General features: G+C 71.4%; 19 protein-coding genes. 7 read left to right on the top strand and 12 right to left on the bottom strand.

Annotated features, from left to right (window positions below):
- Window positions 1-14: 14 nt before the first annotated feature.
- A complete protein-coding gene (locus tag ACFV6V_RS17950; RefSeq protein WP_385565728.1) occupies window positions 15-1397 on the bottom strand; it encodes a DUF6777 domain-containing protein in 1383 nt (460 codons plus the stop codon).
- Window positions 1398-1496: 99 nt separating this feature from the next.
- On the opposite strand from ACFV6V_RS17950, the gene ACFV6V_RS17945 reads away from it, so the two are divergent.
- Entirely contained in the window at window positions 1497-2777 is a 1281-nt protein-coding gene (locus ACFV6V_RS17945; RefSeq protein WP_385565725.1) for a streptophobe family protein, read from the top strand.
- Window position 2778: 1 nt separating this feature from the next.
- Here ACFV6V_RS17945 and ACFV6V_RS17940 read toward each other — a convergent pair whose 3' ends face one another.
- The 7 genes from ACFV6V_RS17940 to ACFV6V_RS17910 all read right to left on the bottom strand — a co-directional run bounded on the left by ACFV6V_RS17940 (window position 2779) and on the right by ACFV6V_RS17910 (window position 12859).
- Window positions 2779-3480 (bottom strand): hypothetical protein, encoded by a 702-nt coding sequence (locus tag ACFV6V_RS17940; RefSeq protein WP_385565722.1) that lies wholly within the window; start codon window positions 3478-3480, stop codon window positions 2779-2781.
- Window positions 3481-3497: 17 nt separating this feature from the next.
- A complete protein-coding gene (locus ACFV6V_RS17935; RefSeq protein ID WP_385565720.1) occupies window positions 3498-5900 on the bottom strand; it encodes an FHA domain-containing protein in 2403 nt (800 codons plus the stop codon).
- Between the two features lie 84 nt (window positions 5901-5984).
- Window positions 5985-7148, bottom strand: coding sequence for an XdhC family protein (locus ACFV6V_RS17930; RefSeq protein WP_385565717.1), 1164 nt, complete (start codon window positions 7146-7148; stop codon window positions 5985-5987).
- Window positions 7149-7197: 49 nt separating this feature from the next.
- Window positions 7198-8661: an NCS2 family permease gene (locus tag ACFV6V_RS17925; RefSeq protein WP_385565715.1), complete on the bottom strand. Its 1464-nt coding sequence runs from the start codon at window positions 8659-8661 to the stop codon at window positions 7198-7200.
- A gap of 261 nt (window positions 8662-8922) precedes the next feature.
- Window positions 8923-11346, bottom strand: a complete 2424-nt coding sequence (locus ACFV6V_RS17920; RefSeq protein ID WP_385565712.1) for a xanthine dehydrogenase family protein molybdopterin-binding subunit — start codon at window positions 11344-11346, stop codon at window positions 8923-8925.
- A 5-nt stretch (window positions 11347-11351) separates the two neighbouring features.
- Window positions 11352-11966: a (2Fe-2S)-binding protein gene (locus ACFV6V_RS17915; RefSeq protein ID WP_385565710.1), complete on the bottom strand. Its 615-nt coding sequence runs from the start codon at window positions 11964-11966 to the stop codon at window positions 11352-11354.
- Window positions 11967-11968: 2 nt separating this feature from the next.
- Window positions 11969-12859: an FAD binding domain-containing protein gene (locus ACFV6V_RS17910; RefSeq protein ID WP_385565707.1), complete on the bottom strand. Its 891-nt coding sequence runs from the start codon at window positions 12857-12859 to the stop codon at window positions 11969-11971.
- 286 nt (window positions 12860-13145) lie between these two features.
- Between ACFV6V_RS17910 and ACFV6V_RS17905 the strand changes: the two genes are divergently transcribed.
- Both ACFV6V_RS17905 and ACFV6V_RS17900 read left to right on the top strand, forming a co-directional pair.
- A complete protein-coding gene (locus ACFV6V_RS17905) occupies window positions 13146-14882 on the top strand; it encodes a PucR family transcriptional regulator (protein WP_385565705.1) in 1737 nt (578 codons plus the stop codon).
- 203 nt (window positions 14883-15085) lie between these two features.
- A complete protein-coding gene (locus ACFV6V_RS17900; RefSeq protein ID WP_385565702.1) occupies window positions 15086-15859 on the top strand; it encodes a hypothetical protein in 774 nt (257 codons plus the stop codon).
- A gap of 314 nt (window positions 15860-16173) precedes the next feature.
- On the opposite strand, the gene ACFV6V_RS17895 is transcribed toward ACFV6V_RS17900, so the two are convergent.
- A complete protein-coding gene (locus ACFV6V_RS17895; RefSeq protein WP_385565700.1) occupies window positions 16174-17034 on the bottom strand; it encodes a GntR family transcriptional regulator in 861 nt (286 codons plus the stop codon).
- A gap of 105 nt (window positions 17035-17139) precedes the next feature.
- On the opposite strand from ACFV6V_RS17895, the gene ACFV6V_RS17890 reads away from it, so the two are divergent.
- Window positions 17140-18006: a (2Fe-2S)-binding protein gene (locus ACFV6V_RS17890; RefSeq protein ID WP_385565697.1), complete on the top strand. Its 867-nt coding sequence runs from the start codon at window positions 17140-17142 to the stop codon at window positions 18004-18006.
- A 223-nt stretch (window positions 18007-18229) separates the two neighbouring features.
- Window positions 18230-19294, top strand: coding sequence for a DUF2637 domain-containing protein (locus ACFV6V_RS17885; protein ID WP_385565694.1), 1065 nt, complete (start codon window positions 18230-18232; stop codon window positions 19292-19294).
- Window positions 19295-19357: 63 nt separating this feature from the next.
- On the opposite strand, the gene ACFV6V_RS17880 is transcribed toward ACFV6V_RS17885, so the two are convergent.
- From ACFV6V_RS17880 to ACFV6V_RS17870, 3 genes are all read right to left on the bottom strand, one after another.
- Window positions 19358-19789: an ATP-binding protein gene (locus ACFV6V_RS17880; RefSeq protein ID WP_385565692.1), complete on the bottom strand. Its 432-nt coding sequence runs from the start codon at window positions 19787-19789 to the stop codon at window positions 19358-19360.
- A gap of 140 nt (window positions 19790-19929) precedes the next feature.
- Complete coding sequence (locus tag ACFV6V_RS17875; protein WP_385565691.1) at window positions 19930-21672, bottom strand: pyruvate dehydrogenase; 1743 nt, start codon at window positions 21670-21672, stop codon at window positions 19930-19932.
- Window positions 21673-21699: 27 nt separating this feature from the next.
- Window positions 21700-23076 (bottom strand): protein phosphatase 2C domain-containing protein, encoded by a 1377-nt coding sequence (locus ACFV6V_RS17870; RefSeq protein WP_385565689.1) that lies wholly within the window; start codon window positions 23074-23076, stop codon window positions 21700-21702.
- Window positions 23077-23358: 282 nt separating this feature from the next.
- Between ACFV6V_RS17870 and ACFV6V_RS17865 the strand changes: the two genes are divergently transcribed.
- Together ACFV6V_RS17865 and ACFV6V_RS17860 are read left to right on the top strand one after the other, a co-directional pair.
- Entirely contained in the window at window positions 23359-24384 is a 1026-nt protein-coding gene (locus ACFV6V_RS17865; protein WP_385565686.1) for a helix-turn-helix domain-containing protein, read from the top strand.
- Between the two features lie 52 nt (window positions 24385-24436).
- Window positions 24437-24919 (top strand): DUF456 domain-containing protein, encoded by a 483-nt coding sequence (locus tag ACFV6V_RS17860; RefSeq protein WP_385565684.1) that lies wholly within the window; start codon window positions 24437-24439, stop codon window positions 24917-24919.
- Window positions 24920-25044 lie beyond the last annotated feature (125 nt).

Below are 25044 nucleotides of genomic sequence, written 5' to 3'. Positions count from 1 at the left end.
GAGCGCCCGGGCGATCAGCCTTCCGCGGGGGCGGAGCTGGAGTCGGGCGCGGGACGGGACTCCGGGGTGGCCGGCTGGTCGGGGGCATCGGGCAGCCCGGGCGGTGGTTCGACCGGGGGCGTGCTGTCGGGCGGAGTGTCCGTCTGCCCGGTGACGCCGGCCGAGGGGCTCCCTGTCGAGGGCCCGTCAGGCGGCGGGCTCCCCTCGGCGGGGCTCTCGGCCGGGGGCGAGGTGGAAGGGCAGCCCGCCGTACCGGCCCCCGGTGCGCAGCTCGCGGTGGACGCGGTCGCCCCCGGGCTGGTGGCGCGGTCTGGTGGCGTCGAGCCGTCGGGGCTGCTGGACACACCGCTCTCCGGCGCTGACGGGACCTCAGTCGGGGTCGTGGGGTCCTTGGGCGGCGCCACGGGCTTGTCGTGGGTACCCGTGTCGGCGCGGTCACGGGAGAAGTACGCGTGGTCCCCGAAGTCGAGGACGACGAAGGCGTCCACGGTTCGGGGCGCGGGCTGGACGATCACCACACGGGACTGGTCGAAACCGCTCCAGGTCTTGCCCGTGCGCTTCACCGCGCGCTGGACCTCGACCGGCGGCGTCAGCGGATTGCCGCAGGCGCACCGCACCCGTGGCACCCCTCGGTCGTCGACGAGGACGGCCGTGCCGGCTTGCAGTACGGCCTGGTAAGAGGTCGCCTTGCCGTCCTGGTAGCCGTGGTTGGTGACCCGGGTGTCCAGTCTCAGCCGCAGTGAGGTCATCGAGCGGAGGTAGTCCTCGACGGCGGTCGGCTGAATGCCCAGGGTCGAGGCGAAGGCCCGGTTCTTCTCGGGCTGGATGGCGAGGAACCTGACCTGTTTCCCGGTGTCGCAGCTCGCGGTGTTGCGGCTGCCGCCGTAGAGGCCCGGGGTCGCCCCGTCCACTCCCCGTACGAAGGTCCCGGACGGCGACCGCGTGGCCGTCGCCGCGGTGGGCAGGGCGGCGGGCGGTGCGTTGACGGTGCCGTTCGCCGTGGAGGCGGTGAACGGGTCGGGTCCGGTCTCGTTCGCGGGCTGCATGAAGATCTCGCCCGAGGCGACCGTGGGGCCACCCGGGCGGGTGAGCATGATGGCCAGCACGGCGGCGGCGACGATCGCCGCGGTGACCGCGGCGATCTTCGGAATGGACCGGTACCAGGGCTCGCCCGCACCCTTCCCCTCCCCCGCGCCGCCCCCGGAACCGCGACCGCCGCCACCGACCCCACCGCTCGGTGGGCCTTCGCCTGCGCCTCCACCGGACGGGCGGGGGCCGCCTCCGCTCGGCGGCCCGGCCGGGGGGCCCGACGGCGACGGCCGTGGCTCCGAGTCCCGGCCGGAGAGGGGGCCGGTGGGAGGCCCTTCGGGTCGGCCCGGCGTCGGCTGATCGCTCACCCCCCAATTGTGTGCCCCGGCTCCGCACCGCCTGCAAGCCGTACGCGATCGGCCCCTTCCGGCGCGCGCCCCCACCGCACCGCTGCTTACCGTGGCTCCGTGAGCCAGCACGCAGCCTCCCGGAGCGGCCTCGGTCATGCCGTCCGGGACTGGGGCGACGCGCTGGCCGCCGTCATGGCGGGCCTGGTCGCCATGATCATCGTGGCCGCACTCGGGCTGTGGGCGGCAGGCGGCACCGGACTTCCCGGGAACCCGTTCCCCCGTACCGTCGCCGCGATCGTCGTCATGGCGGCGGGCGGCACCGTGAACCTCGCGGGGGACGCGGGGGCGATCGCCGAAACCAAGGCCGAGCTGACTGTGGTGCCCCTTTCAGTGAGTCTCGTGGGCGCCCTGGTGACGGCCTGGCTCTTCCTGCGACCGCTGCGGCACCGCGCGGTCGCGGGCACCGGCGAGCTGCTGCTCCGCTTCGTCCGGCTGGCCGTCTTCTGGTTGCTGGGGCTCGCCGGGCTGGCCGCGCTGGCGCACCAGACCTTCGAGGTCTCGCTGGGCGACTCCCTGCTCAGTGACATCGGGGACCTGCTCGACACCACGCCCGAGGTCGGCTTCGCCGCCGACGTGGGGCCCACGTTGCTGTACGGCCTGCTGTGGCTGATCGGGGTGATCGCGATGGCACTGCTGGTGTCACGGCGGGCCCCGCTGCCCGCCCGGCTCGTGCGCTTCCAGGAGTCGGTGCGCCCCGCGGCGTTCGCGATGCTGACGCTGCTGCTCGCCTATGCGGCCGTCGGTCTGTGCGCCGGGCTGGTCGTCGCCGCGACCCAGGGGCATGCGGGCCGGACGTTCGCGGTGATCCTGCTCGGCCTGCCGAACCTGGCGTGGCTGGCGCTCACACTCGGTCTGGGCGCCTCCTGGGACGGCACGGTCAAGGGGCCGTTCGGGCTACCGGTGCCACCGGTACTGGACGAGGTGCTGCGTACACCGGGCGGTTCGACGCTCAACCTGTCCACGCTGTCCCAACGGGACGGGCGCGCATGGTGGCTGCTCGTGGCCGCCGTGGTGCTGGTGCTCGCCGCAGCGTTTGTGATGGCCGCACGATCGCCGGCCCGGGTACGACCCTGGGAGCACGCCGTCCACATGGGTGTCGCGCTGGCCCTGACCGTGCTGGTGGTCTGCCTGCTCGTCCGGGTCTCCGCGCAATACGGCCTGTCGGTCATCGGGGTCGGCGACATCGGGAGCCTGGGCGGGGAGGTGTCACTGCGACCGCGGCTGTGGGGCGCGCTGGGTCTCGCGCTGGTCTGGGGGCTCGCGACAGGGCTGATCGGGGCGCTGCTGGCGGGTCCCGTACGCCGTCGCGGCGACATGCCGGGCGACCGCACGCCGTAGCTCACCCCCGGTCGCGGTCGCCGTTGCTGTTGCTGTTGCCGTTGCCGTTGCCGTTGCCGTTGCCGGGCATGGTGCCCTCATGGCTGACGATCTGCGTGGGCGGACGGGCCGACCGCCCGTCGTCCGCGGCGTCCGGTCGGGATCCGGGACCGCTCGGCACCGCACCCCGGCCGGCAGCACCCGGCCCCGGCGGGAACCCCTCCGTCACGAACACCGTCAGCTGGTCACCGTCGCAGTACACCCAGCGCTCGTGCTCCGCCTCGTACAACCACATCGACTCCCCGTCCACGACCATCCCCACCCGCATGCCCTGGGTGGCCCTGCGGAAGGCCTCCCCGTCCGTGCGCTGCTCCGCCAGGTCGTCCACCGCCCTCCGGTAGCGCCCCAGCAACTCCTCGGCGCGGTCGAGCAGCGGCCGTGGGTCCGCCGTCCGGGCGAGCGGCTGACCGGCCGGTGGCGGGGACTGCGGTACGGGGACGAGCAACCGCCCGTCGACCCAGGTGGACCAGCCGTTGGCGCACAGCACACGGCCCCAGTCACCGCGCCGGTCGAGGAGTTCCACCGGGAGGAAGGGGTCGAGCGGTGCGCTGGGCCGGGCGGCGTCCGGACTCTCCCAGGTGGGCAGTCCGTCACCGGGTACGACATGCGTCGGCCGGAAGCCCGGCACGGCGGCGAATTCGGTCATCTCAGGCAGATCCACCATGTCGCATCCTCCGCCGTCTACTTCCGCATGACCTCGGGTTCATGGCGCCTGAGCAGTCGGGCGACCACGAACCAGAGGAAGACGCAGTACACCGCCATCACGGCCATGTTCTGCGCCCAGAGGGCGGCGGAGTGCTCGAAGAGCGGATCGTCGGTGTCGGGGCCTGGCACGATGCGGGCGATGTCCACGGTGTCCGACATCGCCGCGAAGGCCCAGCGAGCCGGGACCAGCCAGGCGATCTGCTCCATGCCCAGCACTCCGTCCAGATCCAGCAGTGCCCCGCAGAACACGATCTGGAGCATGGTGAGGAGAACCAGCAGCGGCATGGTGACCTCCTCCTTGGGCACGAGAGCGGAGATCACCAGGCCCATCATCATCGAGGTGAACGACAGGAGTGCGACGGCCAGCGTGATCTCGATCAGCGGAGGCATCAGCACCCCCATGCCGTCGGGGGTGCTCAGATCGACGCCGAGCAGGCCTACGAGGGTGAGCACCACGGCCTGGGCGACGGTGATCACGCCCAGCACCACGACCTTGGACATCAGATACGCGGACCTGGACAGCCCGACGGCCCGCTCCCGCTGGTAGATGACCCGTTCCTTGACCAATTCGCGTACCGCGTTCGCCGCGCCGGTCAGGACCCCGCCCACGCACAGCACGAGCAGGGCGTCGAGCGCGGTCTCCTGGGTGAACTTGCTGCCGGCCAGGCCCCGCGCCATCGCACCCATGCCGAACGGCAGCGCGATCATGATGATCAGGAAGGTGCGGTCGGCACTCAGCACGGCGGCGTAGCGGCGTACGAGCGTGCGCAGCTGGGCGAACCAGCTCTGCGACTTGGGCGGTGGCGCCACGTCCACCGACTGCCGGTCCGTGTCCTGCGCCCGCGGCGGGGCTCCCGCGCCGAGGTGACCGATGTGCTGGTGGAAGTACGGGGACGCGCGGTACTGGCCCGCCCAGTCGCGGCCCCGGTCGTTCTCGAACGCCTCGAAGGCCACCGGCCAGTCGTCGAAGCCGAAGAACGACAGGGCGTCCTCGGGTGCTCCGAAGAAGGCGATCCGCCCGCCCGGTGCGAGCACCAGCAGCCGGTCGCACACATCCAGGCTGAGCACGCTGTGCGTGACGACGATGACCGTGCGGCCGTCGTCGGCGAGCCCGCGCAGCATATGCATGACCGAGCGGTCCATCCCGGGGTCGAGACCCGAGGTCGGTTCGTCCAGGAACAGCAGCGAGGGCTTGGTGAGCAGTTCGAGTGCGACGCTGACGCGTTTGCGCTGCCCACCCGAGAGGGTGTGGATGGGCTGGTCGGCGCGCTGCTCCAGGCCGAGTTCCTGGATGACCTCCTCGACCCTGGCCTCGCGCTCCGCCTCCGCCGTGTCCTCGGGGAATCGCAGCTCGGCGGCGTAGGACAGGGCCCGGCGCACGGTGAGTTGGAGGTGCAGGATGTCGTCCTGCGGTACGAGCCCGATGCGGCGGCGCAGCTCGGCGTAGTCCCGGTAGAGGTCACGGCCGTCGTAGAGGACCGTGCCGTGGTTGGCGGGGCGCAGGCCGGTGAGCGCGTTGAGCAGGGTGGATTTCCCCGCTCCGCTCGGCCCGACCACGCCGAGCAGGCACTTCTCGCCGACGGGGAAGGAGACATGGTCCAGCAGCACCTTCGTGCCGCCCTTGCCGTCGTCGACCGAGACGGCGAGGTCCTGGACGTCGAGCGAGACCTCACCGGAGTCCACGAACTCCTGGAGCTCGTCGCCGACGAGGCAGAAGGTGGAGTGGCCGATGCCGACGATGTCCGCCGCGGTGACGGCGGCACGGGTGATTCGCTGGCCGTTGAGGTACGTGCCGTTGTGACTGCCGATGTCCGCGATCTCGTAGCTGCCGTCGGGCAGGGCACGCAGCTCGGCATGCCGACGCGAGACGATCAGGTCGTCGATGACCAGGTCGTTCTCCGGTGAGCGGCCGATCCTGACGGTGCGGGTGGGCAGTGGGCGTACGGTGGTCGGCTGCCGGAAGGTACCGGTGACGGCGGGGTGCGGGATCGGTGTCGGCGCCGGCACGGCAAAGGGACCCGTCGGGGCGGCCTGCGCAGGCTCCGGTGGGGCGGCGGGTGCGGTGCCGACGAGGACGGCACGCGGACCGTCCTGCGCGCTGCCGAACCGAATGACGCTCCCGGGGCCCACGCCCCACTCCCGGATGCGACGGCCCTCGGTGTAGGTGCCGTTGGTGCTGTTCTCGTCCTCCAGCGTCCAGTGGTCCGCCTCGGTCCTCAGCACCGCGTGGTGCCAGGAGACCCGGGCGTCGTCGATCACGACGTCACTCAGCGGGTCCCGCCCGACGTGGTAGACCCGGTCCGGGCTCATCAGCGTCGAGCCCCCGTCGGTTTCGATGACCAGCTCGGGCGCTGTGGGCGCTGCGGGCCGCTCAGCCATGCCCCCGATTTTAGCTATGTGTCCATTTGTGCGCCTTTTCTGGGACCCGACTGAGCGGCTTCTGGGCCCGGCTGAGCGGCCGGGTCAGGCCACCGAGCCCATGGCCGCGACCAGCCCGACGCGGGTACGCGGGGCGTCGTGGTGGATCGCGGTGTGTGCGCCCGTCAGTGAGATGCCACTTCCACCGCGGCGGTCCGCGACGATCTCCGCGGCGATCGACAGGGCCGTCTCCTCGGGGGTACGGGCGCCGAGGTCGAGGCCGATCGGGGAGCGCAGCCGGGCGAGGGCGGGCTCGGCGACCCCGGCTTCGCGGAGCCGCCGGTTGCGGTCCTCGTGGGTGCGGCGCGAGCCCATCGCGCCGATGTACGCCACCGGGAGCGTCAGTGCCAGTTCGAGCAGCGGCACGTCGAACTTGGCGTCATGCGTCAGCACGCACAGCACCGTACGGCCGTCGACTTCGGTCGATGCCAGATAGCGGTGCGGCCAGGCCGCGATGATCTCGTCCGCCTCCAGGAAGCGCTGCCGGGTCGCGAAGACGGGTCGGGCGTCGCACACGGTCACGTGGTAGCCGAGGAACTTCCCCACCCGCACCAACGCGGACGCGAAGTCGATCGCGCCGAAGACGATCATGCGGGGCGGCGGCACGCTGGACTCGACCAGCAGGGTCAGCGGCTGTCCGCAGCGGGCGCCGTCCGCGCCGATGACGGCGGTGCCGGTGCGCCCCGCGTCCAGGAGTGCGCGGGCCTCGCAGGCCGCGGTGCGGTCCAGTTCGGGGTGGCCGCCGAGGCCGCCTTCATACGAACCGTCCGGGTGGACCAGCAGGGCCCGCCCCAACAGGTCGGCAGGTCCGTCGGTGATCCGCGCGAGGGCGGCCGCCTGCCCGCGCGCCGACATGGACAGCGCGTCCGCGAAGACCCCGCGGGCGGCCGTGTCGGTACGCCGGACCGGGGTCACAAGGATGTCGATGATCCCGCCGCAGGTCAGGCCCACGGCGAAGGCGTCGTCGTCGCTGTAGCCGAAGCGCTCGAGTACGGTCACGCCGTCCTCGAGCGCCTGTCGGCACAGCTCGTAGACCGCGCCCTCCACGCACCCCCCGGAGACCGACCCGATCGCCGTGCCCTCGCTGTCGACGGCGAGTGCGGCACCCGGCTGCCGGGGCGCGCTGCCGCCGACCGCCACCACGGTGGCTACGGCGAAGTCACGTCCCTGCACGACCCACCGGTGCAGCTCTTCGGCGATGTCCAGCATGTCGGTCTCCTCGGGGTCTGGTTGCGTGCATGGCCGGCGCGGCGCGGGGTCAGTGGACCCCGAACCAGCCCTCGATAGGGCTGAGGGCGAAGAAGACCACGAAGATCGCGGTCAGGCCCCACATGAAGGCGCCCACTTCGCGCCCCTTGCCCTGGGCGACCTTGATGGCGACGTAGGAGATGACACCGGCGGCGACACCCGGCGTGATGCTGTAGGTGAACGGCATCAGCACCACCGTGAGGAAGACCGGGATGGCGACCGAGGGGTCGTTCCAGTCCACGTGCCGGGCGTTCTGCATCATCATCGCGCCGATGACCACCAGGGCCGCGGAGGCTACCTGGGGCGGCACGATCGCCGTGAGCGGGGTGAAGAAGAGGCAGGCGGCGAAGAAGAGGCCCGTGACGACCGACGCGAGACCGGTTCTCGCGCCCTCGCCGACGCCCGTGGCGGACTCCACGAAGACGGTCTGTCCCGAGCCGCCCGCGACACCGCCGATGGCGCCGCCGGCGCCGTCGACGAACAGGGCTTTCGACAGTCCGGGCATCCGGCCCTTGTCGTCGGCCAGCTTGGCCTGCGTACCGACACCGATGATGGTGGCCATGGCGTCGAAGAAGCCCGCCAGCACCAGCGTGAAGACGATGAAGCCGACCGTCATCGCGCCGACGTCGCCCCAGCCGCCGAACTCGACCTGGCCGAAGAGTGAGAAGTCGGGCATGGAGACGGCGCTGCCGCTCAGCTCGGGCGGGGACATGTTCCACGCCTTGGCATCGAGCCCTGCGACGTTGTGGACGACCACCGCGACGACGGTGCCGACGACGATGCCGATGAGGATCGCGCCAGGTATGCGGCGGGCCTGGAGCATGAAGATCAGCAGCAGGGTGACGCAGAAGATCAGTACGGGCCAGCCGGCGAGCTCACCGGTGCTGCCGAGCTGGACGGGTGGACCGTACTCGGCGCCGTGGCCGACGAAGCCGGCCTTGACCAGGCCGATCAGGGCGATGAACAGACCGATACCCATGGTGATGCCGTGTTTCAGCGGAAGCGGGATCGCGTTCATCACCAGCTCACGCAGACCGGTGACGACCAGGAGGCAGATCACCAGGCCGTACACCACGCACATGGCCATGGCCTGCGGCCAGGTCATCTGCGGCACCACCTGCGAAGCGACGACCCCGGAGACGCTGAGGCCGGCCGCGAGGGCGAGCGGGACCTTGCCGATGAAGCCCATCAGCAGGGTGGACGCGGCTGCCGCGAACGCGGTCGCGGTGATGAGACCGGGCTGGCTGAGGACGTTGCCCGCCGCGTCCTTGCCGTTCAGGATCAGGGGGTTGAGCAGGAGGATGTACGCCATCGCCATGAAGGTGGTGATGCCACCGCGCACTTCGCGCGCGACGGTGGATCCTCGTTCGGAGATGTGAAAGTACCGGTCAAGCCAGGACCGCCCGGCGGGGACGGGCGAGCCGGGGCCCGCATCCTCCGCGGTGATCTTCGGCTCCACAGACGACTGGGTCATGGTTGCCTACTCCCAAGGTTCATAGGGGCACCCGCGCACGGCGTGGAAGCCGTGGGGAACTGCGGGATTTGGGATCTTGCGCTGGCTGCACGACCCGGGAGACGGCCCGAGACGAACGAACGACACTGCTCAACCACTGGGCGGGGGTGACCGCGGGGCTGCCGTACCGCGAGCGGTGCGGTACGGGGTCCTCCGGACGGCGCGGGCGCGTGGACTGTGGCGTACCGGGGCACGCGCCGTCCGGAGGGTGCTGGCGGGCTGTCAGGTACCGGTGAGGTGCTCTGGCCGCACCGGTGTCCTGTTCAGCTCGAGTCCTGTCGCGTTCCGGATCGCCGCGAGGACGGCCGGGGTGGACGACAGGGTGGGGGCTTCGCCGATGCCGCGCAGCCCGTACGGAGCGTGCTCGTCGGCGAGTTCGAGCACGTCGACGGGGATGGTCGGCGTGTCGAGGATCGTGGGGATGAGGTAGTCCGTGAAGGAGGGGTTGCGCACCTTCGCGGTCTTCGGGTCGACGATGATCTCCTCCATCACCGCCATGCCCAGGCCCTGGGTGGTGCCACCCTGGATCTGGCCGACGACGGAGAGCGGGTTGAGCGCCTTGCCCACATCCTGGGCGCAGGCCAGTTCGACGACCTTGACGAGACCGAGCTCGGTGTCGACCTCCACCACCGCGCGGTGGGCGGCGAAGGAGTACTGGACATGGCCGTTGCCCTGGCCGGTGCGCAGGTCGAAGGCCTCGGTGGGGCGGTGCCGCCATTCGAGCTCCACCTCGACGGCCTCGTCCTCCAGCACGTCCACCAGGTCGGCGAGCACCTCGCCGCCGTCGGTGACGACCTTGCCGCCTTCGAGCAGCAGCTCGGCGGTGGCCCAGGCGGGGTGGTACGAACCGAACTTGCGGCGTCCGATCGCCAGGACCTGTTCACGCACGGCCTCGCAGGAGTTCCTGACCGCGCCTCCGGTGACATAGGTCTGGCGGGAGGCGGAGGTGGAGCCCGCGGAGCCGACCTGGGTGTCGGCGGGATGGATCGTCACCTGGGTGACGCCCAGCTCGGTGCGGGCGATCTGGGCGTGCACGGTGACACCGCCCTGGCCCACTTCCGCCATCGCGGTGTGCACGGTCGCGACGGGTGATCCACCCACGACCTCCATGCGCACCCTGGCGGTGGAGTAGTCGTCGAATCCCTCGGAGAACCCGACGTTCTTGATGCCGACGGCGTAGCCGACCCCGCGTACGACGCCTTCGCCGTGGGTGGTGTTGGACAGTCCGCCGGGCAGCGCGCGCACATCGGCGCCTTCGGTGGTGACCCACTGCTGCTCGGGTGGCAGCGGCATGGCCTTGACACGGCGCAGCAGCTCGGCGACCGGGGCCGGGGAGTCGACCGGCTGCCCGGTCGGCAGGAGCGTGCCCTGCTCCATGGCGTTGATCTGCCGGAACTCGACCGGGTCCATGCCCAGTTCGGCCGCGACCTTGTCCATCTGGGCCTCGTAGGCGAAGCAGGCCTGGACCGCGCCGAAGCCGCGCATGGCGCCGCAGGGCGGGTTGTTGGTGTAGAGCGCGATCGCCTCGATGTCGACGTCGTCCACGACGTACGGGCCGACGGAGAGGGACGAGGCGTTGCCGACGACCGCCGGGGAGGCGGACGCATAGGCGCCGCCGTCCAGGACGATCCGGCACTTCATGTGCGTGAGCTTGCCGTCCCGGGTGGCGCCGTGCTCGTAATACAGCTTCGCCGGGTGGCGGTGGACATGGCCGAAGAAGGACTCGAACCGGTTGTAGACGATCTTCACCGGCTTGCCGGTGCGCAGCGCCAGCAGGCAGGCGTGGATCTGCATCGACAGGTCCTCGCGGCCACCGAAGGCGCCGCCGACGCCGGAGAGCGTCATGCGGACCTTCTCCTCGGGCAGGCCGAGTACGGGGGCGATCTGGCGGAGGTCCGAGTGCAGCCACTGGGTGGCGACGTACAGGTCGACCCCGCCGTCCTCGGCGGGCACGGCGAGACCGGACTCGGGGCCGAGGAAGGCCTGGTCCTGCATGCCGAAGACGTACTCGCCCTTGACGATCACATCCGCGCGCCTGGCGGCCTCGTCGGCGTCCCCGCGGACGATGGGCTGGCGGTGGACGATGTTGGGGTGGGCGACGTGCCCCGCGTGGTGGTCGTCGCGGCCCGGGTGCAGCAGGGGCGCGTCGGGCGCGGTAGCGGAGGCCTCGTCGGTGACGACCGGCAGCTCGCGGTACTCGACCTTGATCTTCGCGGCGGCACGGCGTGCGGTCTCCGGGTGGTCGGCGGCGACCAGGGCGACCGGCTCACCGTGGTGGCGCACCACGCCGTTGGCGAGGACGGGGGTGTCCTGGATCTCCAGACCGTAGTTCCTCACCTCGGTCGGCAGATCGTCATAGGTGAGTACGGCGTACACACCGGCCTGGGCGAGTGCTTCGGAGGTGTCGATGGACACGATCTCGGCGTGGGAGACGGTGGAGCGCAGGATCTGGCCCCACAGCATGTCCTCGTGCCACATGTCGGACGAGTACGCGAACTCACCGGTGACCTTGAGGGTGCCGTCGGGGCGCAGCGTGGACTCGCCGATGCCGCCCTTGGTCGGGGAACCCTGGGTGACCTTGGTGGGAGCGCCGGCCGGGGTGGTGGCGGCCCGCGGGCTCGCGGGGACTCGGGGATTCAGCGCCATGGTGATCAGACCGCCTCTCCCTGACGGGCGGCCGCGAGTCGGACCGCGTCGAGGATCTTCTCGTAGCCGGTGCAGCGGCAGAGATTGCCGGACAGTGCCTCGCGGATGTCCGCGTCGGACGGAGATGCGTTGCGCTCCAGCAGCTCGTCGGCCGCGACCAGCAGGCCCGGGGTGCAGAATCCGCACTGCACGGCTCCGGCGTCGATGAACGCCTGCTGGATCGGGGCGAGCTCGGTGCCCTCGCCGGTCTGCGAGTCGGTGCCGCGGGCGCTCCAGCGCTGCGCGTCCTGGAGGGACGTACCGGCAGCGTCGCACTCGGTGGACGTGCCGGCGTCGCCGCAGGCGCCCGTGGCACAGGATGCGGTGCGCTGCTGGGCGAAGTCCGCGAGGCCCTCGACGGTGACGACCTCGCGGCCCTCGACCTGTCCGGCGGCCACCAGGCAGGCGCAGACCGGCACGCCGTCGAGGCGGACCGTACAGGAGCCGCATTCGCCCTGTTCACAGGCGTTCTTGGAGCCGGGGAGACCGAGCCTCTCACGCAGTACGTAGAGGAGACTCTCGCCTTCCCAGACATCGTCGGCTTCCTGACGGCGGCCGTTGACCGTGAAATTGACGCGCATGATCAGGCAGCTCCTTCCAGCGTGCGGCCGGTGCCGCGGTACTGCTCCCAGGTCCAGCCGAGGGTGCGGCGGGCCATGATGCCGACCGCGTGGCGGCGGTACCTGGCGGTGCCGCGGACGTCGTCGATCGGGTTGCACGCGGCCGATGCGAGCTCGGCGAACTGCTTGGCGATCGAGGGGGTGATGATCCTGCCGCTGTCCCAGAAGCCGCCGTCCTCCAGCGCGGCGTTCAGGAACTCCTCGGCGGCCTTGGCACGCACCGGGGTGGGCGCGGCCGAGCCGATGCCGGTGCGCACGGTGCGGGTTGCGGGGTGCAGGGCGATACCGAAGGCGCACACCGCGATGACCATCGCGTTGCGGGTGCCGACCTTGGAGTACTGCTGCGGCCCTTCGGCCTTCTTGATGTGGATCGCCCTGATCAGCTCGTCCGGCGCGAGGGCGTTGCGCTTCACACCGGTGTAGAACTCGTCGATCGGGATGCGCCGGACGCCGCGTACCGACTCCACCTCGACCTCGGCGCCCGCGGCCAGCAGGGCGGGGTGGGCGTCCCCGGCCGGCGAGGCGGTGCCGAGGTTGCCTCCGACACCGCCACGGTTGCGGATCTGAGGGGAGGCCACGGTGTGCGAGGCGAGCGCGAGACCCGGGAGCTCGGCCCGGAGGTGCTGCATGATCCGGGAGTACGGCACGGAGGCACCGAGACGGACGGACTCCTCGGCCACTTCCCAGTCGGACAACTCGGCGATGCGGCCCAGGTCCATGAGGTACTCGGGGCGCCGGTGGTCGAAGTTGATCTCGACCATGACATCGGTGCCACCCGCGATCGGCACGGCCGTGGGGTGCTCGGCCTTGGCGGCGAGCGCCTCCTCCCAGCTACTGGGACGAAGGAAGTCCATGAGTGGCTCTCTTCTTCGTGATTCGGTCGTTCTCAGGGACTGGGTGACGGCCGGCCCCGGGTGGAGTGTCTGGTTCCTGTAAAGGCGGTGCCGCACCAGTACACAAGCACCGTCCTCGGCGGGTGCAGTCACCGAAACCATGAAGGAGTTGGCTGGTGGGCACCCAGGTCTTGTAGATTCGAACGAAAGGTGGGCCCCGGTAACCTCCCCGCTTTCCTCCTGAAACCGGGGGCGCTGCCCCCGGATCACTCCAACGGCTACAACGAGACAGATCGGCGGCGACGAGATGCGGCTGCGCGCACTGCTGGAGACCGACGCGCTGGGACTGCGGCTGCTCGGCGGCGACGACGAGCTGGACCGTGGTGTGCGCGGCGTGATGACGACCGACCTGCGGGACCCGAGCCGCTATCTGTCTGGCGGTGAACTGGTCCTCACGGGGCTCGCCTGGCGCCGCTCACCCGAGGATTCCGAGTCTTTTGTCCGTATTCTCGCAACTTCGGGGGTCGCGGGGCTCGCGGCGGGCGAGGCGGAGCTGGGCGCTGTCCCGGACGACCTGGTCGAGGCCTGCCTACGGCACAAGATGCCACTCTTCGCCGTCCATGAGTCCGTTGCCTTCGCGACGATCACCGAGCATGTCGTACGACAGGTATCGGGCGAGCGCGCCGGAGACCTGGCCGCCGTGGTGGACCGGCACCGCCGGATGATGACCTCAGGCCCGGCAGGCGGCGGCCCCGAAGTGGTGCTCGACCTGCTCGGCACCGACCTCGACCTGCACGCTTGGGTTCTCTCCCCCACCGGACGGCAGGTCGCGGGCGCGGGCGAGCCCCTGTCCCAGGAGGTGAGCGCCACCCTCGCCGGTGAGCACCTGGCCGCCAGCCGGAGTGGACGGCGCGCCCCCTATCGCGCGACGGTTGAAGGATCAATCTATTCGCTCTTCCCGATCCGCAACACCGGACGGACCCCGGGTGCCACCTCGCGCGAGGTGCGGGACGTCCGGGAGTCGGTGCTGTCCGACTGGCTGCTCGCCGTCGAAGCCGACGCATCGGACTGGCCCGCTGCCCGGCTCGATCTGCTCCAGGGCGTCACCCAGCTGATCGCCGTGGAACGGGACCGTCGCGAGGCGGCCCGCACCGTACGCCGCCGCCTCGCCCAGGAGGTCCTGGAACTCGTCCAGTCCGGCGCGGCACCGCCCGAGATCGCCGCCCGACTGCGGGTCGCCGCGCCCGTGCTGCTGCCTGGGCTCGGCACCGCCCCGCACTGGCAGGTCGTGGTCGCACGGGTGGACTGGGACGAGACCGGGGGCACCCCCGTCGAGTCGGGTCCGGTGGCCCAGTCGCTGCTCGAGGAGATCCTGGTCGACCCGGCGACCACGGGCCCGGACTCGGCCGACCGTATCGCCGTCGCACACGTCGGCGACGAAGCCATCGCCCTGGTGCCGCTCCCCGCGGTGGCCGCGACGGACGCGTCCGACGAGTCGGCCGGCGATCTGCTCGAAGGCCCCGCCTCCGACGTCGGCACCAGCAGCGCGGGCCTCCACGCGGACGCCCTGCTCGCCGCCGTCCACGCCCCCCTGTCCGCCGGCCTCGACGGCGACGGCCGCCTCACCCTCGGCGTCAGCGCCGCCGTCCACTCCGCCGAGGGCCTCCGCGGCGCCCTGGAGGAAGCCCGCCACGCCCGCCGCGTCGCCGCCGCCCGCCCCGGTCGCGTCTGCGCGGCCGGCCACCACGAGCTGGCCTCCCATGTCCTGCTGCTCCCCTTCGTCCCCGACGACGTCCGCCGTGCCTTCACCGCCCGGCTGCTCGACCCGCTGCGCGACTACGACGAGCGCCACCGCGCGGAGCTCATCCCCACCCTGGAGGCGTTCCTGGACTGCGACGGCTCCTGGACGCGGTGTGCCACACGGCTGCATCTGCACGTGAACACGCTCCGGTACCGGGTGGGCAGGATCGAGCAGTTGACGGGGCGTGACCTTTCCCGGCTCGAGGACAAGCTGGACTTCTTCCTGGCACTGCGGATGAGCTGAGCCGGGCGGGCGAGGGGACGAGCGCTCCCGGTGGGCGCAGTCTGCGGTGTCGCGACGCTTCTGTGATCTTGATCGACCGGAACCGAGCGATTGTGAACTGATTCACCAGAGGGCTTGGCCAGGCATACCTATCCATGCTGAGATTCGGTCTGTCCCAACAGCACAATGGCGCGCTAGGGGAGGACAATGTGGCGTATACCGCCATGTCTGGTTCCGGATCCACCGCAGGTGACGAGCCGCTCCAGACCGCGGTATGGCGGCTGCGCTCGCGCGGCTGCTGGTCCGACGCGGCGGCCCTGCTGGCGCCCCACCCCTCATCCCCCGCGCTCACCCTCCAGCGCACCGCGCTGCTGGTGGAGCGCTGCTTGTTCACCGGGACGGGCTGGGAAGACGCCGAGGACGCGCTGCGTACGGCCGAGGCGGCGGCGGCCAGTGATGACGAGCGGGGTGCCGCGGCCTGCGAGCGTGGTCAACTCGCCTATTCCTCAACGGTGCTGGGCGTACGCGATCGGGCGGACGAAGCCAGTGCGGCCCTCGGCAGAGCGGCGGCGCTGCTCGCGCCGGATGCTCCCGGGCGGGCTCTGCTGGACTTCCGGCGGGGCCTCGTCGCCGAACACCTCGCCGACTCACCGCAGTCCGCTCGCGCCGCCTATCACCGCGCACATGCGGGGGCTGTCACCCAGAACGACACGCTGCTGCTCTCCTTCACCTGGCGCCATCTCGCCGCGCTGGCATTGCGTGACGGTGAACTGGCCGAGGCCCGGGAGGGGTTCAGGGAGTCCCTCCGGATCCGGGAGGAGCTGGGCTACCTCGTCGGTACGGCCCCTGCACTGACCGCGCTCGCCGACACCGAACCGGAGCCCGAGGCAGGGCGGCTGCGGGCCGAGGCAAGGCGGCTGTTCCGACTGCTGGGGGGCGTACCGACCTGGCTCGCCGACCAGTTGTCGCCGCCGACGCAGCCGGCTCCGGCGGCCTGAACACGCCGACAGCCGCTTCCTCGCGGCAGTCGGCGTGGGTATGCCTGCGCAACCCGCGCCGGTACCCGGCGAGTTCGTGGTCCGCGTTGCCCGGACCCACACCATGCGGTCACCGGGGCCGGGGAACCGCTCCATGACCCGGGCCGATCGGGGGGCGGGCGATATCCCCGGTGAGCACGATCAGATCCGCGGCGGCCATCGGGCTCCGCCGGCGCGGCGTCGACGGCGGGGCACACCATGGACGTCGGACGGCACGGCTGACCGGTCGGGCCTGACGCCTGGTGTTCGACAGCCGTGCCTCGCCGGTCCGCTGCTCAGAGGTCGGCGCCCGCGAAGTGCTCGTGCACCAGTGCGCTCACCACGGTCAGGTCCTGGGCGATCAACGCGTCGAGCAGCGCGGTGTGCTCGGCGGCATCGGCGATCAGCAGGGCGCGACGCGGAGGTTGTGCGGGCTCGTGGCTGGTGCGGGGGGTCGGCAGCGGCCACTGGGACCGGCGGTGCAGCTCGTCGGCGATGCCGACGAGCTGGCCGTTCCCGGCGAAGGCGAGGATCGCGCGGTGGAAGGCACGGTCCGACTCCGCGTAGACCGCCCGGTCGCCGGTGGCGGCGGCCCGGGTGGTGGCCTCGGCGAGCGGGCGCAGCTCGCTCCAGCGAGCGGCGGGGAGGGTGCGGGCGAGCCGCAGGACCACGGGGACCTCGAGCAGGGCACGGACCTCGGCGAGCTCGGCCAGCTCGCGGGCGTCGTGCTCGATGACCCTGAAGCCCCGATTGGGGACGACCTCGACGGCGCCTTCGGTGGCCAGCTGCTGCATGGCCTCGCGCACCGGGGTGGCGGAGACCCCGAAGCGCTCGGCGAGCACGGGGGCGGAGTAGACCTCGCCCGGCGTCATCTCGCCGCTGACCAGCGCCGCGCGCAGGGCCTGGAGCACCTGGCCGCGGACGGAGTGACGGCGCACGGCCGTGACGGGGGGACGCGGCCCCGGGACGTGCCCGACGGGAGCGACCCCCGCGCCTGGCGCCGGGGGCTCGCTGTGCGTGTGCTCGCCGCGCACGGCCTCCGCGGCCGCGCGGGGGAACCCGAGGGGACGCGCCGCGGACGTACCGCGCGCTCTGCCCTGCTCCACTGGGGTCCTCCTCCGGCGTCGGCGTCGTGCGAGCCCGGCACATACCCACATACGCTGACACCGGGGACTTGGTGCCCTCAGTGTAAAGGGGCAAACACGGATCGGATCGGATAAGGTTAGGCTTACCTACTAACGATCGCGATTTGGTGGTCTGCCATGACCGTCCCCGGAACCGTCATCCCCGGCTCGCAGCTCGCACCTCCGACGGCCGACGCCGTCTCGCCCGTCACGGACGCGTACGGCCGGCTGACCGAGGTGTTCCCCGGCCTGAGGATCAAGGAACTGGCGGACGGCGAACCGACCCCACGGGACGGTGGCTGGGTCATGGCGGCCGACCTCGCAGCGGGCGGTCCCGCCCTGGACGCGTTCCTCGCCTGGGACAACGCCCAGGTGCTCCGCGACTACGGCTGCCAGGCACGCCCCGACGTGATCGCCAGCTTCGGGCTCCACCGGTACGCCTGGCCCGCCTGCCTGCTGATCACGGTGCCCTGGTTTCTGCACCGCCGGGTGCCGCGGGTGCACGTCGAGGACGTGGCCCTCCAGCGCAGCCTGGGGCGGATGACCGTCCGGGTGCGCGACTTCGCCTGCCTGCCCGGCGATCCGGCCGCCGCCCTGCCGGGAGCCCGGGTGGTCCCGGACGAGGAGGCGCTGCGCACCGAGGTACGGGACGCGGTGGCCGGACATCTCGCACCCGTGCTCGAAGGCTTCGGCCCACGGATGCGGCGGGGCAGGCGGGCCCTGTGGGGCATGGCCACCGACGAGGTCACCGAAGGGCTCTGGCACATCGCCCATCTGCTGGGCGAGGAGCGGCGGGCGATCGCAGAGCTCGAGGCCCTGCTGCCGGGCACCACGAAGCCCTACGTCGGGACGGCGGGCTTCCGTGAGCTCACCGACCCCGACGGCACGCCGCTGCCCACCCGCGACCGCGCGAGCTGCTGCCTCTTCTACACCCTCCGCCCCGACGACACCTGCGTCACGTGTCCCCGCACCAGCGACACGGACACGCTCCGCAGGGCTGCATAGGACTGCAGAGGCGAGTCCGAGGCAGGCTCGCCAACTCGAACGCACGCTCGCGAAAACAGAGAGCCGTTCGAAAAGTACGCCCCCATTTGTCAGCTATTCGGCTGCGCTATCGCCTCGTTGGCCTTCTCTTGCCACGAAACCCACTGCCCGCCACGGGACTTCGGCCAATATGGCGGCCGAAAGGCCCTACCGCGATGCAGTAGCAAGGATGCAAGGGACCCCGATGAGACTGACCGACATATCGCTGAACTGGCTGCTTCCGGGCGGCGTGCTGCTCGCAGGTGCCGTGGCGGCGGTGGCGGTGCTCGCACGCGCCAAGCGTGCCGGCGAAGGCTCCGCGGCCGAGGACTCCTGGGAGCGCAGTGAGGAGCGCCGGCGCCGCAAGGAAGCGATCTACGGGACCGCTTCCTATGTGCTCCTCTTCTGCTGCGCGGCGGTCGCCGCGGCGCTCTCCTTCCACGGACTCGTCGGCTTCGGCCGGCAGAATCTCAACCTCACCGGAGGCTGGGAGTACCTGGTGCCGTTCGGCCTCGACGGTGCCGCCATGTTCTGCTCGGTGCTGGCCGTGCGCGAAGCCAGCCACGGCGATGCCGCCCTCGGCTCCCGGCTGCTGGTGTGGATGTTCGCGGGCGCCGCCGCCTGGTTCAACTGGGTCCACGCCCCACGCGGCCTCGACCACGCGGGTGCACCGCAGTTCTTCGCGGGCATGTCACTGTCGGCCGCGGTGCTCTTCGACCGCGCGCTGAAGCAGACACGCCGGGCCGCACTGCGCGAACAGGGCCTGGTGCCACGTCCGTTGCCGCAGATCAGGGCCGTACGCTGGATGCGGGCACCCCGTGAGACCTTCGGCGCCTGGTCGCTGATGCTTCTCGAAGGCGTACGCACGCTGGACGAGGCCGTCGACGAGGTGCGAGAGGACCGCCGGGAGAAGGAGCAGAACCGGCTGCGCCGGCGCGAGCAGGACAAGCTGGAGCGGGCCAGGCTGCGGGCGCTCAACCGGCAGCACCGCGCATGGAACCGCGCCCGTGGCGGTCGGCAGGTGGATGTCACCGCGATGGGCGGCTCGGCGAGCTCCCCACCGGCGGCCGTGGGATCATCAGCGGAGCCTGCCCTATCCGAGACGGGACAACTGCCCTCTCGCTCCCGGCCCTCCCTCCAGGCCGTGCGGACCGCTGAGGCCCGCACCCCCGTCACGGTCGATCTGACCGCCGAGGACGACACCCAGACGCTGCCGCGGCTGGACTCGCTGGAGCGCAAACTCCAGGACCTCGAGCGGCAGTTCGGCTGATACGACACCCACACCCGGCCCGGGGGGGGGGGGGCCCCCCCCCCCCGCCCGGGCCGAGCGACGTCACTTCCGTCCCCCGTCCAGCTCGAACCACACCACCTTGCCCAGGGCATGCGCCCGCACTCCCCAGGCGTCCGCGAGGTTCTGCACCAGCAGGAGTCCCCTGCCGTGTGTACTGTCATCGCCCACGGCCGGGACCGGCAGATGCGGATCGTCGGCTCCCGAGGTGAAGTCACGCACCTCGACCCGCAGCCGGGCGGGCGCCACGGTCGCCGTCACCACCGCGCCGTCGTCGGTGTGCACCAGAGCATTGGTCACCAGCTCGCTGACCAGCAGCTCCGCCACTTCGGCCGAGCCCGACCCGCCTCCCCAGTCGCCGCGCCCCAGCAGGTCCCGCAGCGCACGTCTCACCTCGGGCACGGCCCGCAGATCCGACCGCCCAACTCTTCGACGCAACTGCCCCGGCTCGGACCTTCCCTGACGCTTTGTCATCATCCCCCACAGCACGTCGGAACGGTCCCTTCGTCTCATCCTGTTCGCAGCCCGAACAGGCACCCTGGAATGCATGCCCCGCCCCCGCGCTGCCGACGCATGCGTATTTCACGGCGTGTGAGGGAACATGCACCCTCCGCTTGTCAAGGGCGCGGCATGTTCCGGAGGTTGGAACGGGCCATCTGGACCATCCTGCCGACGCCGCCGTCCAGCACGATCTTGCTGGCGGAGAGTGCGAAGCCGGTGACCATCTCGGCACTGATCCTCGGGGGAATGGACAGCGCGTTGGGATCGGTGACGATGTCCACCAGGGCGGGTCCCTTGTGCGCGAAGGCGTCCCTCAGCGCTCCCGCGAGCTGTTTCGGCTTCTCCACCCGCACACCGTGGGCGCCCACCGCTCGGGCGATCGCCGCGAAGTCGGGGTTGCGGTAGGTCGTCCCGTACGAGGGCAGCCCCGCCACCAGCATCTCCAACTCGACCATGCTCAGGGAGGAGTTGTTGAAGAGTACGACCTTCACCGGCAGGTCGTACTGGACCAGGGTGAGGAAGTCCCCCATCAGCATGGAGAATCCGCCGTCGCCGGACATCGACACGACCTGTCGGTCACGGTCGATGAACTGCGTGCCGATGGCCTGGGGCAGCGCGTTGGCCATGGAGCCATGGCTGAAGGAGCCGATGATGCGGCGGCGCCCGTTGGGCGTGAGGTAGCGGGCGGCCCATACGTTGCACATGCCGGTGTCCACGGTGAACACCGCGTCATCGGCGGCGAGTTCATCCAGCACGGAGGTGACGTACTCGGGATGGATCGGCACGTGCTTGTCGACCTTGCGGGTGTACGCCTTGATCACGCCTTCGAGTGCGTCGGCGTGCTTCCTCAGCATCTTGTCGAGAAAGCGGCGGTCCGTCTTGGCGCGCACCCGCGGGGTGAGGCAGCGCAGCGTCTCGCGCACATCGCCCCAGACGGCGAGGTCGAGCCTGGAGCGGCGGCCGAGGTGCTCGGGCTGCACATCTACCTGAGCGATCCTGACGTCGTCCGGGAGGAAGGCGTTGTACGGGAAGTCCGTGCCGAGCAGGATCAGCAGATCGCACTCATGAGTGGCCTCGTACGCGGCCCCGTAGCCCAGCAGCCCGCTCATACCGACGTCGTAGGGATTCTCGTACTGAATCCACTCCTTCCCGCGAAGCGCGTGACCGACGGGTGACTTGATGCGCTCCGCGAACTGCATGACCTCGGCGTGGGCGCCGGCCGTTCCCCTGCCGCAGAAGAGGGTGACGCGGTCGGCTTCGTCGATCATGCGGGCGAGTGCGTCGATCTCCGCGTCGCCGGGGCGGACCGTGGGGCGGGTGGTGACCAGCGCCTGCGCGACGGGCGTGTCCGGGGCCGGCTCGGATGCGACATCGCCGGGGAGTGCGACGACGCTGACTCCGCTGCGGCCGATGGCGTGCTGGATCGCCGTCTGGAGGATCCGCGGCATCTGCTTCGGGCTGGAGATCAGCTCGCTGTAGTGGCTGCACTCGCGGAACAGCTGATCGGGGTGGGTCTCCTGGAAGTAGCCGAGGCCGATCTCGGATGACGGGATGTGGGAGGCGAGGGCGAGCACCGGGGCGCTGGACCGGTGGGCGTCATAGAGACCATTGATGAGGTGCAGGTTTCCGGGGCCGCAGGAGCCCGCGCAGGCGGCGAGCCGCCCGGTGATCTGTGCCTCGGCTCCCGCGGCGAAGGCGGCGGTCTCCTCGTGGCGGACCTGGATCCAGTCGATACCGGGATTGCGCCGGATGGCGTCGACGACAGGGTTGAGGCTGTCGCCGACGACTCCGTACAGCCGTTGCACACCGGCCCGGACAAGGGTGTCGACGAACTGCTCTGCGACGTTCTGCTTGGCCATGGGTCCATCTATCCACGGCCCGTACGCTCACGCCTCCCAGACAGCGCAGGCCGTACGGTCGTCGGCGTAACCCTTCACCCTCAGCTGGGTGTCCGCGAGGTAGCCGGCGAGGCCGGGGGGCTCGGGTGCGGTCCAGCGCTCGGCAAGCCGATCGGAGAAGGCTGGTTCGCCGCGCAGCGGATCGGCGAGGCCCGCGCTGCACAGCAGCAGGGTGTCCCCCGGACGGGCCACGGATGCGCGGAAGCGGAACGGCTCGGCGGGCGGCGGCACGGGGTCGTCGATATGCGGCGCCGCGTGTGTGGGGACGCCGAGGTCCATCGTGAGCCGGTCGCCGTCGGGTGTTTCCGCTGGCGGGGACGGCGGCGAGGGCGGGGACTGTCCCGGGGACGGTGAGCCGTATCCGACGACGGGCTCACCACGCACGGCGGCCTCCGGCACGCGCGGGTCGAGGTCCTGCCAGGCACCGTCCCGAAGCCGGAACAGCCCGCCCTCGCCGACTCCGAAGAACACCCGGGTGCGGCAGGCCGGGTCGGCGGACAGCAGCAGACAACGCAGACCGGCGGTGTACTCCTCCGGTGCCACGCCGAGTTCGGTGGCACGGGCGCGGAGTTTACCCAGGGAGCGGTCGGTGAGCCGGTGCAGTCCTGACTTGAGGTCACCCCGGCGACCGGTTCGTATGTCGTCGGCGAGCCGGACATGGCTGCGACCCACGGCCGACCCGATCCAGCGGGTGAGATCCGCTGCGGCGAGATGGGTCCGCTCACCGGCACGTGCGCCGCTGGCCACGACCACCAGCACGAGAGCCCCTTCGCCGCCGCCGAATCGGGCGGTGAGCAGGACGTCGCGTCGCGGTTCGCCGCGGAAGCGCGCGGAGTCGCCGCGTATGGATGCGGCCCGCAGGGTGAACGTGCCGTACGAAGCGCCGTCGAGCACGGTGTCCGCCACGAGGGCGTCGAGTTCCTGGGGGTCGGCGGGTGGCAGAGCGGTGGGCTCGGCGTCGTAGGTGGGCGGGCGGTCACCCACATGGCCGAGCCCGGGGCGTGGTGCCGGGATGCTGCGGGGGTCGGGGACGGCCCCGGTCCCTGCCGTGGCGGCGGGTTGCCGTTCCGGCGGCGGGGTGCTGGACGGTCCTTCGGCAGGGGACTCCCAGGGAGCCCGGGCACCGGGCAGCAGCGAGTCCCACCAGGCGCCCGGACGCGTACGGGAAGGCAGGGCGGACGCGGACGCCGGTAATGACGACGACACAGGTCCGGGTTCGCAGCCGAACGTGTCCACCGCGGACTCGAATCGGTCATCGACCGTGTCCCCCGCCGTGGGCCCGGGGCCGGTGTCCGGAGCGGACGCGTCATACAGCCGGTGCCACCAGTCATCATCGGTGGCGGGCCTCTCCCCCTGCTCGCTCATGGCCCCCATTGTCCACCGAGGGGACCGGTCAAGGGTGTGCCAACGGGAGAATTTGTCGGAATAGCCGTAGGAACTGGTATACGAAGAGACACGTCAGGCCACCCCGTGTCACAGCCATGCACCGGCGCTGGGCGCTGATCTGATCCCGCGTCTGATGTGATGGGCGGTGGGCCGGTCCGGGTCCTGGGGATGATGTACGCGGCGGGTTCGCGCCGTGGCCGGTTGCCGCCAGGACGGCCCCGCCCGCAACAGGGGAATGAACAGGTCCGGGGAGGGGTCTGGGTGCTGGGAGCGATAGGTCTCGACGCGAGGCAGGAGTCGGCGTATCGCACGCTGGTGGCGCTCGGCGCCGCGGAAGTCACCGATCTGGCGCACCGGCTGGCGCTGCCCGAATTGGACACCGAGAGCACCCTGCGCCGACTGGAGCGGCAGGGTCTGGCGGCGCAGTCGTCCGCCGGTACCGGCCGCTGGGTCGCGGCTCCGCCCGCGGCGGCCCTGGGGGCGCTGCTCACCCGGCAGCGCCTCGAGCTCGAACAGGCGGCGCTCGCGGCGGACCTGCTCGCCAAGGCGTATCGCACGGAGGCGGCGGAGCCCGCCGTGCACGACCTGATCGAGGTGGTGACGGGCGCGAGCGCGGTGGCACACCGCTTTCTGCAACTCCAGCTCGGAGCCACCGCCGAGGTGTGCGCGCTGGTCACCGGAAGCCCGGTTGCCGTGGCGGGGCTGGACAACGAGGCGGAGCAGCGCGCCGCGCGGCGCGGTGTCGCGTACCGGGTGGTGATCGAGCGCGATGTGCTGTCCCGCCCGTCGGGGCTGACCGAGCTGACGGCTGCGCTCGGCCGTGAGGAGCAGGTGCGGGTCGTGGACCGGGTGCCGACCAAACTCGTGATCGTGGACCGCGTGCTGGCGATGGTGCCGCTCGCGGAGCGGGGTGCCGAGCCGGCGGCGCTCGTGGTGCATACGAGCGGGCTTCTTGAGTCGCTGCTGGGCCTGTTCGAGACGGTGTGGCGGGAGGCTCTGCCGCTGCGGCTCGGTCTGCACGCCGAGGTGACGGAGGGCCAGGCACCGGGCCCTGACACCGTGGACCTGGAGATCCTTTCGCTGCTGCTTGCGGGGATGACGGACACGAGCGTGGCGAAGCAGCTGGACCTGGGGCTTCGGACGGTGCAGCGGCGGGTGAGTGGGCTGATGGAGCTGGCACGGGTGACGACCCGTCTGCAACTGGGGTGGCACGCGTACGAGAAGGGCTGGGTCAGCCGCGACCCGGAGCCGGGAACGGAAGCGGGACAGGCGGCTGACGCGGATTGAGACCGCCCACGCACGACCTGCGATGGCGGTGCCGGTCCGGCACCCTTGGCTGATGGAGGCATGGCAGCTCGTCCTGGTCGGCATGGTGATGCTGCTCGGCCTGTTCGGGGTGCTGGTGCCGGGGATTCCTGGTAGCTGGCTGGTCTGGTCCGGGGTGCTGTGGTGGTCGGCACAGGAGCGGATGGCGTCGGCCTGGTGGCTGCTGGTGGGCTCCACGGCGCTGCTGCTGCTCACCCAGATGGTGGTCTGGCAACTGGGCCCGCGCCGGATGAGGTATGTGGGCGTCACCCCTCGGATGGCGGTGTTCGCGGGCACGGGGGCGCTGGTCGGTTTCGTCGTGGTCCCGGTCGTCGGCGCGGTGGCGGGCTTTGTCGGCGGGGTCTACGGCTCCGAGCGGCTGCGGCTCGGCGGCCACGGCGAGGCGCTGACCTCGACGCGTACGGTGATGCGCACGGCGGGGGCGAGCGTGCTGGTGGAGCTGCTCGCCTGTCTGCTGATCGTCGCCGCCTGGGTGTGGGTGGTGCTCGCGGGCTGAGCCCCGTGGTCGGGGCCGTGGTGGGGGCGGGGGGGGCCCCCCCCCCCCCCCCCGCCCCGCACCCCGGGGGGGCCCCCCAGGGGCGGAATGGGGGGGGGGAGAAAAAAAAAAAAAAAAAAGCCCCC

The sequence above is a fragment of the Streptomyces sp. NPDC059828 genome, assembly GCF_042731955.1.
Taxonomy (GTDB): domain Bacteria; phylum Actinomycetota; class Actinomycetes; order Streptomycetales; family Streptomycetaceae; genus Streptomyces.
This window is presented reverse-complemented; position numbering and strand designations above follow the sequence as displayed.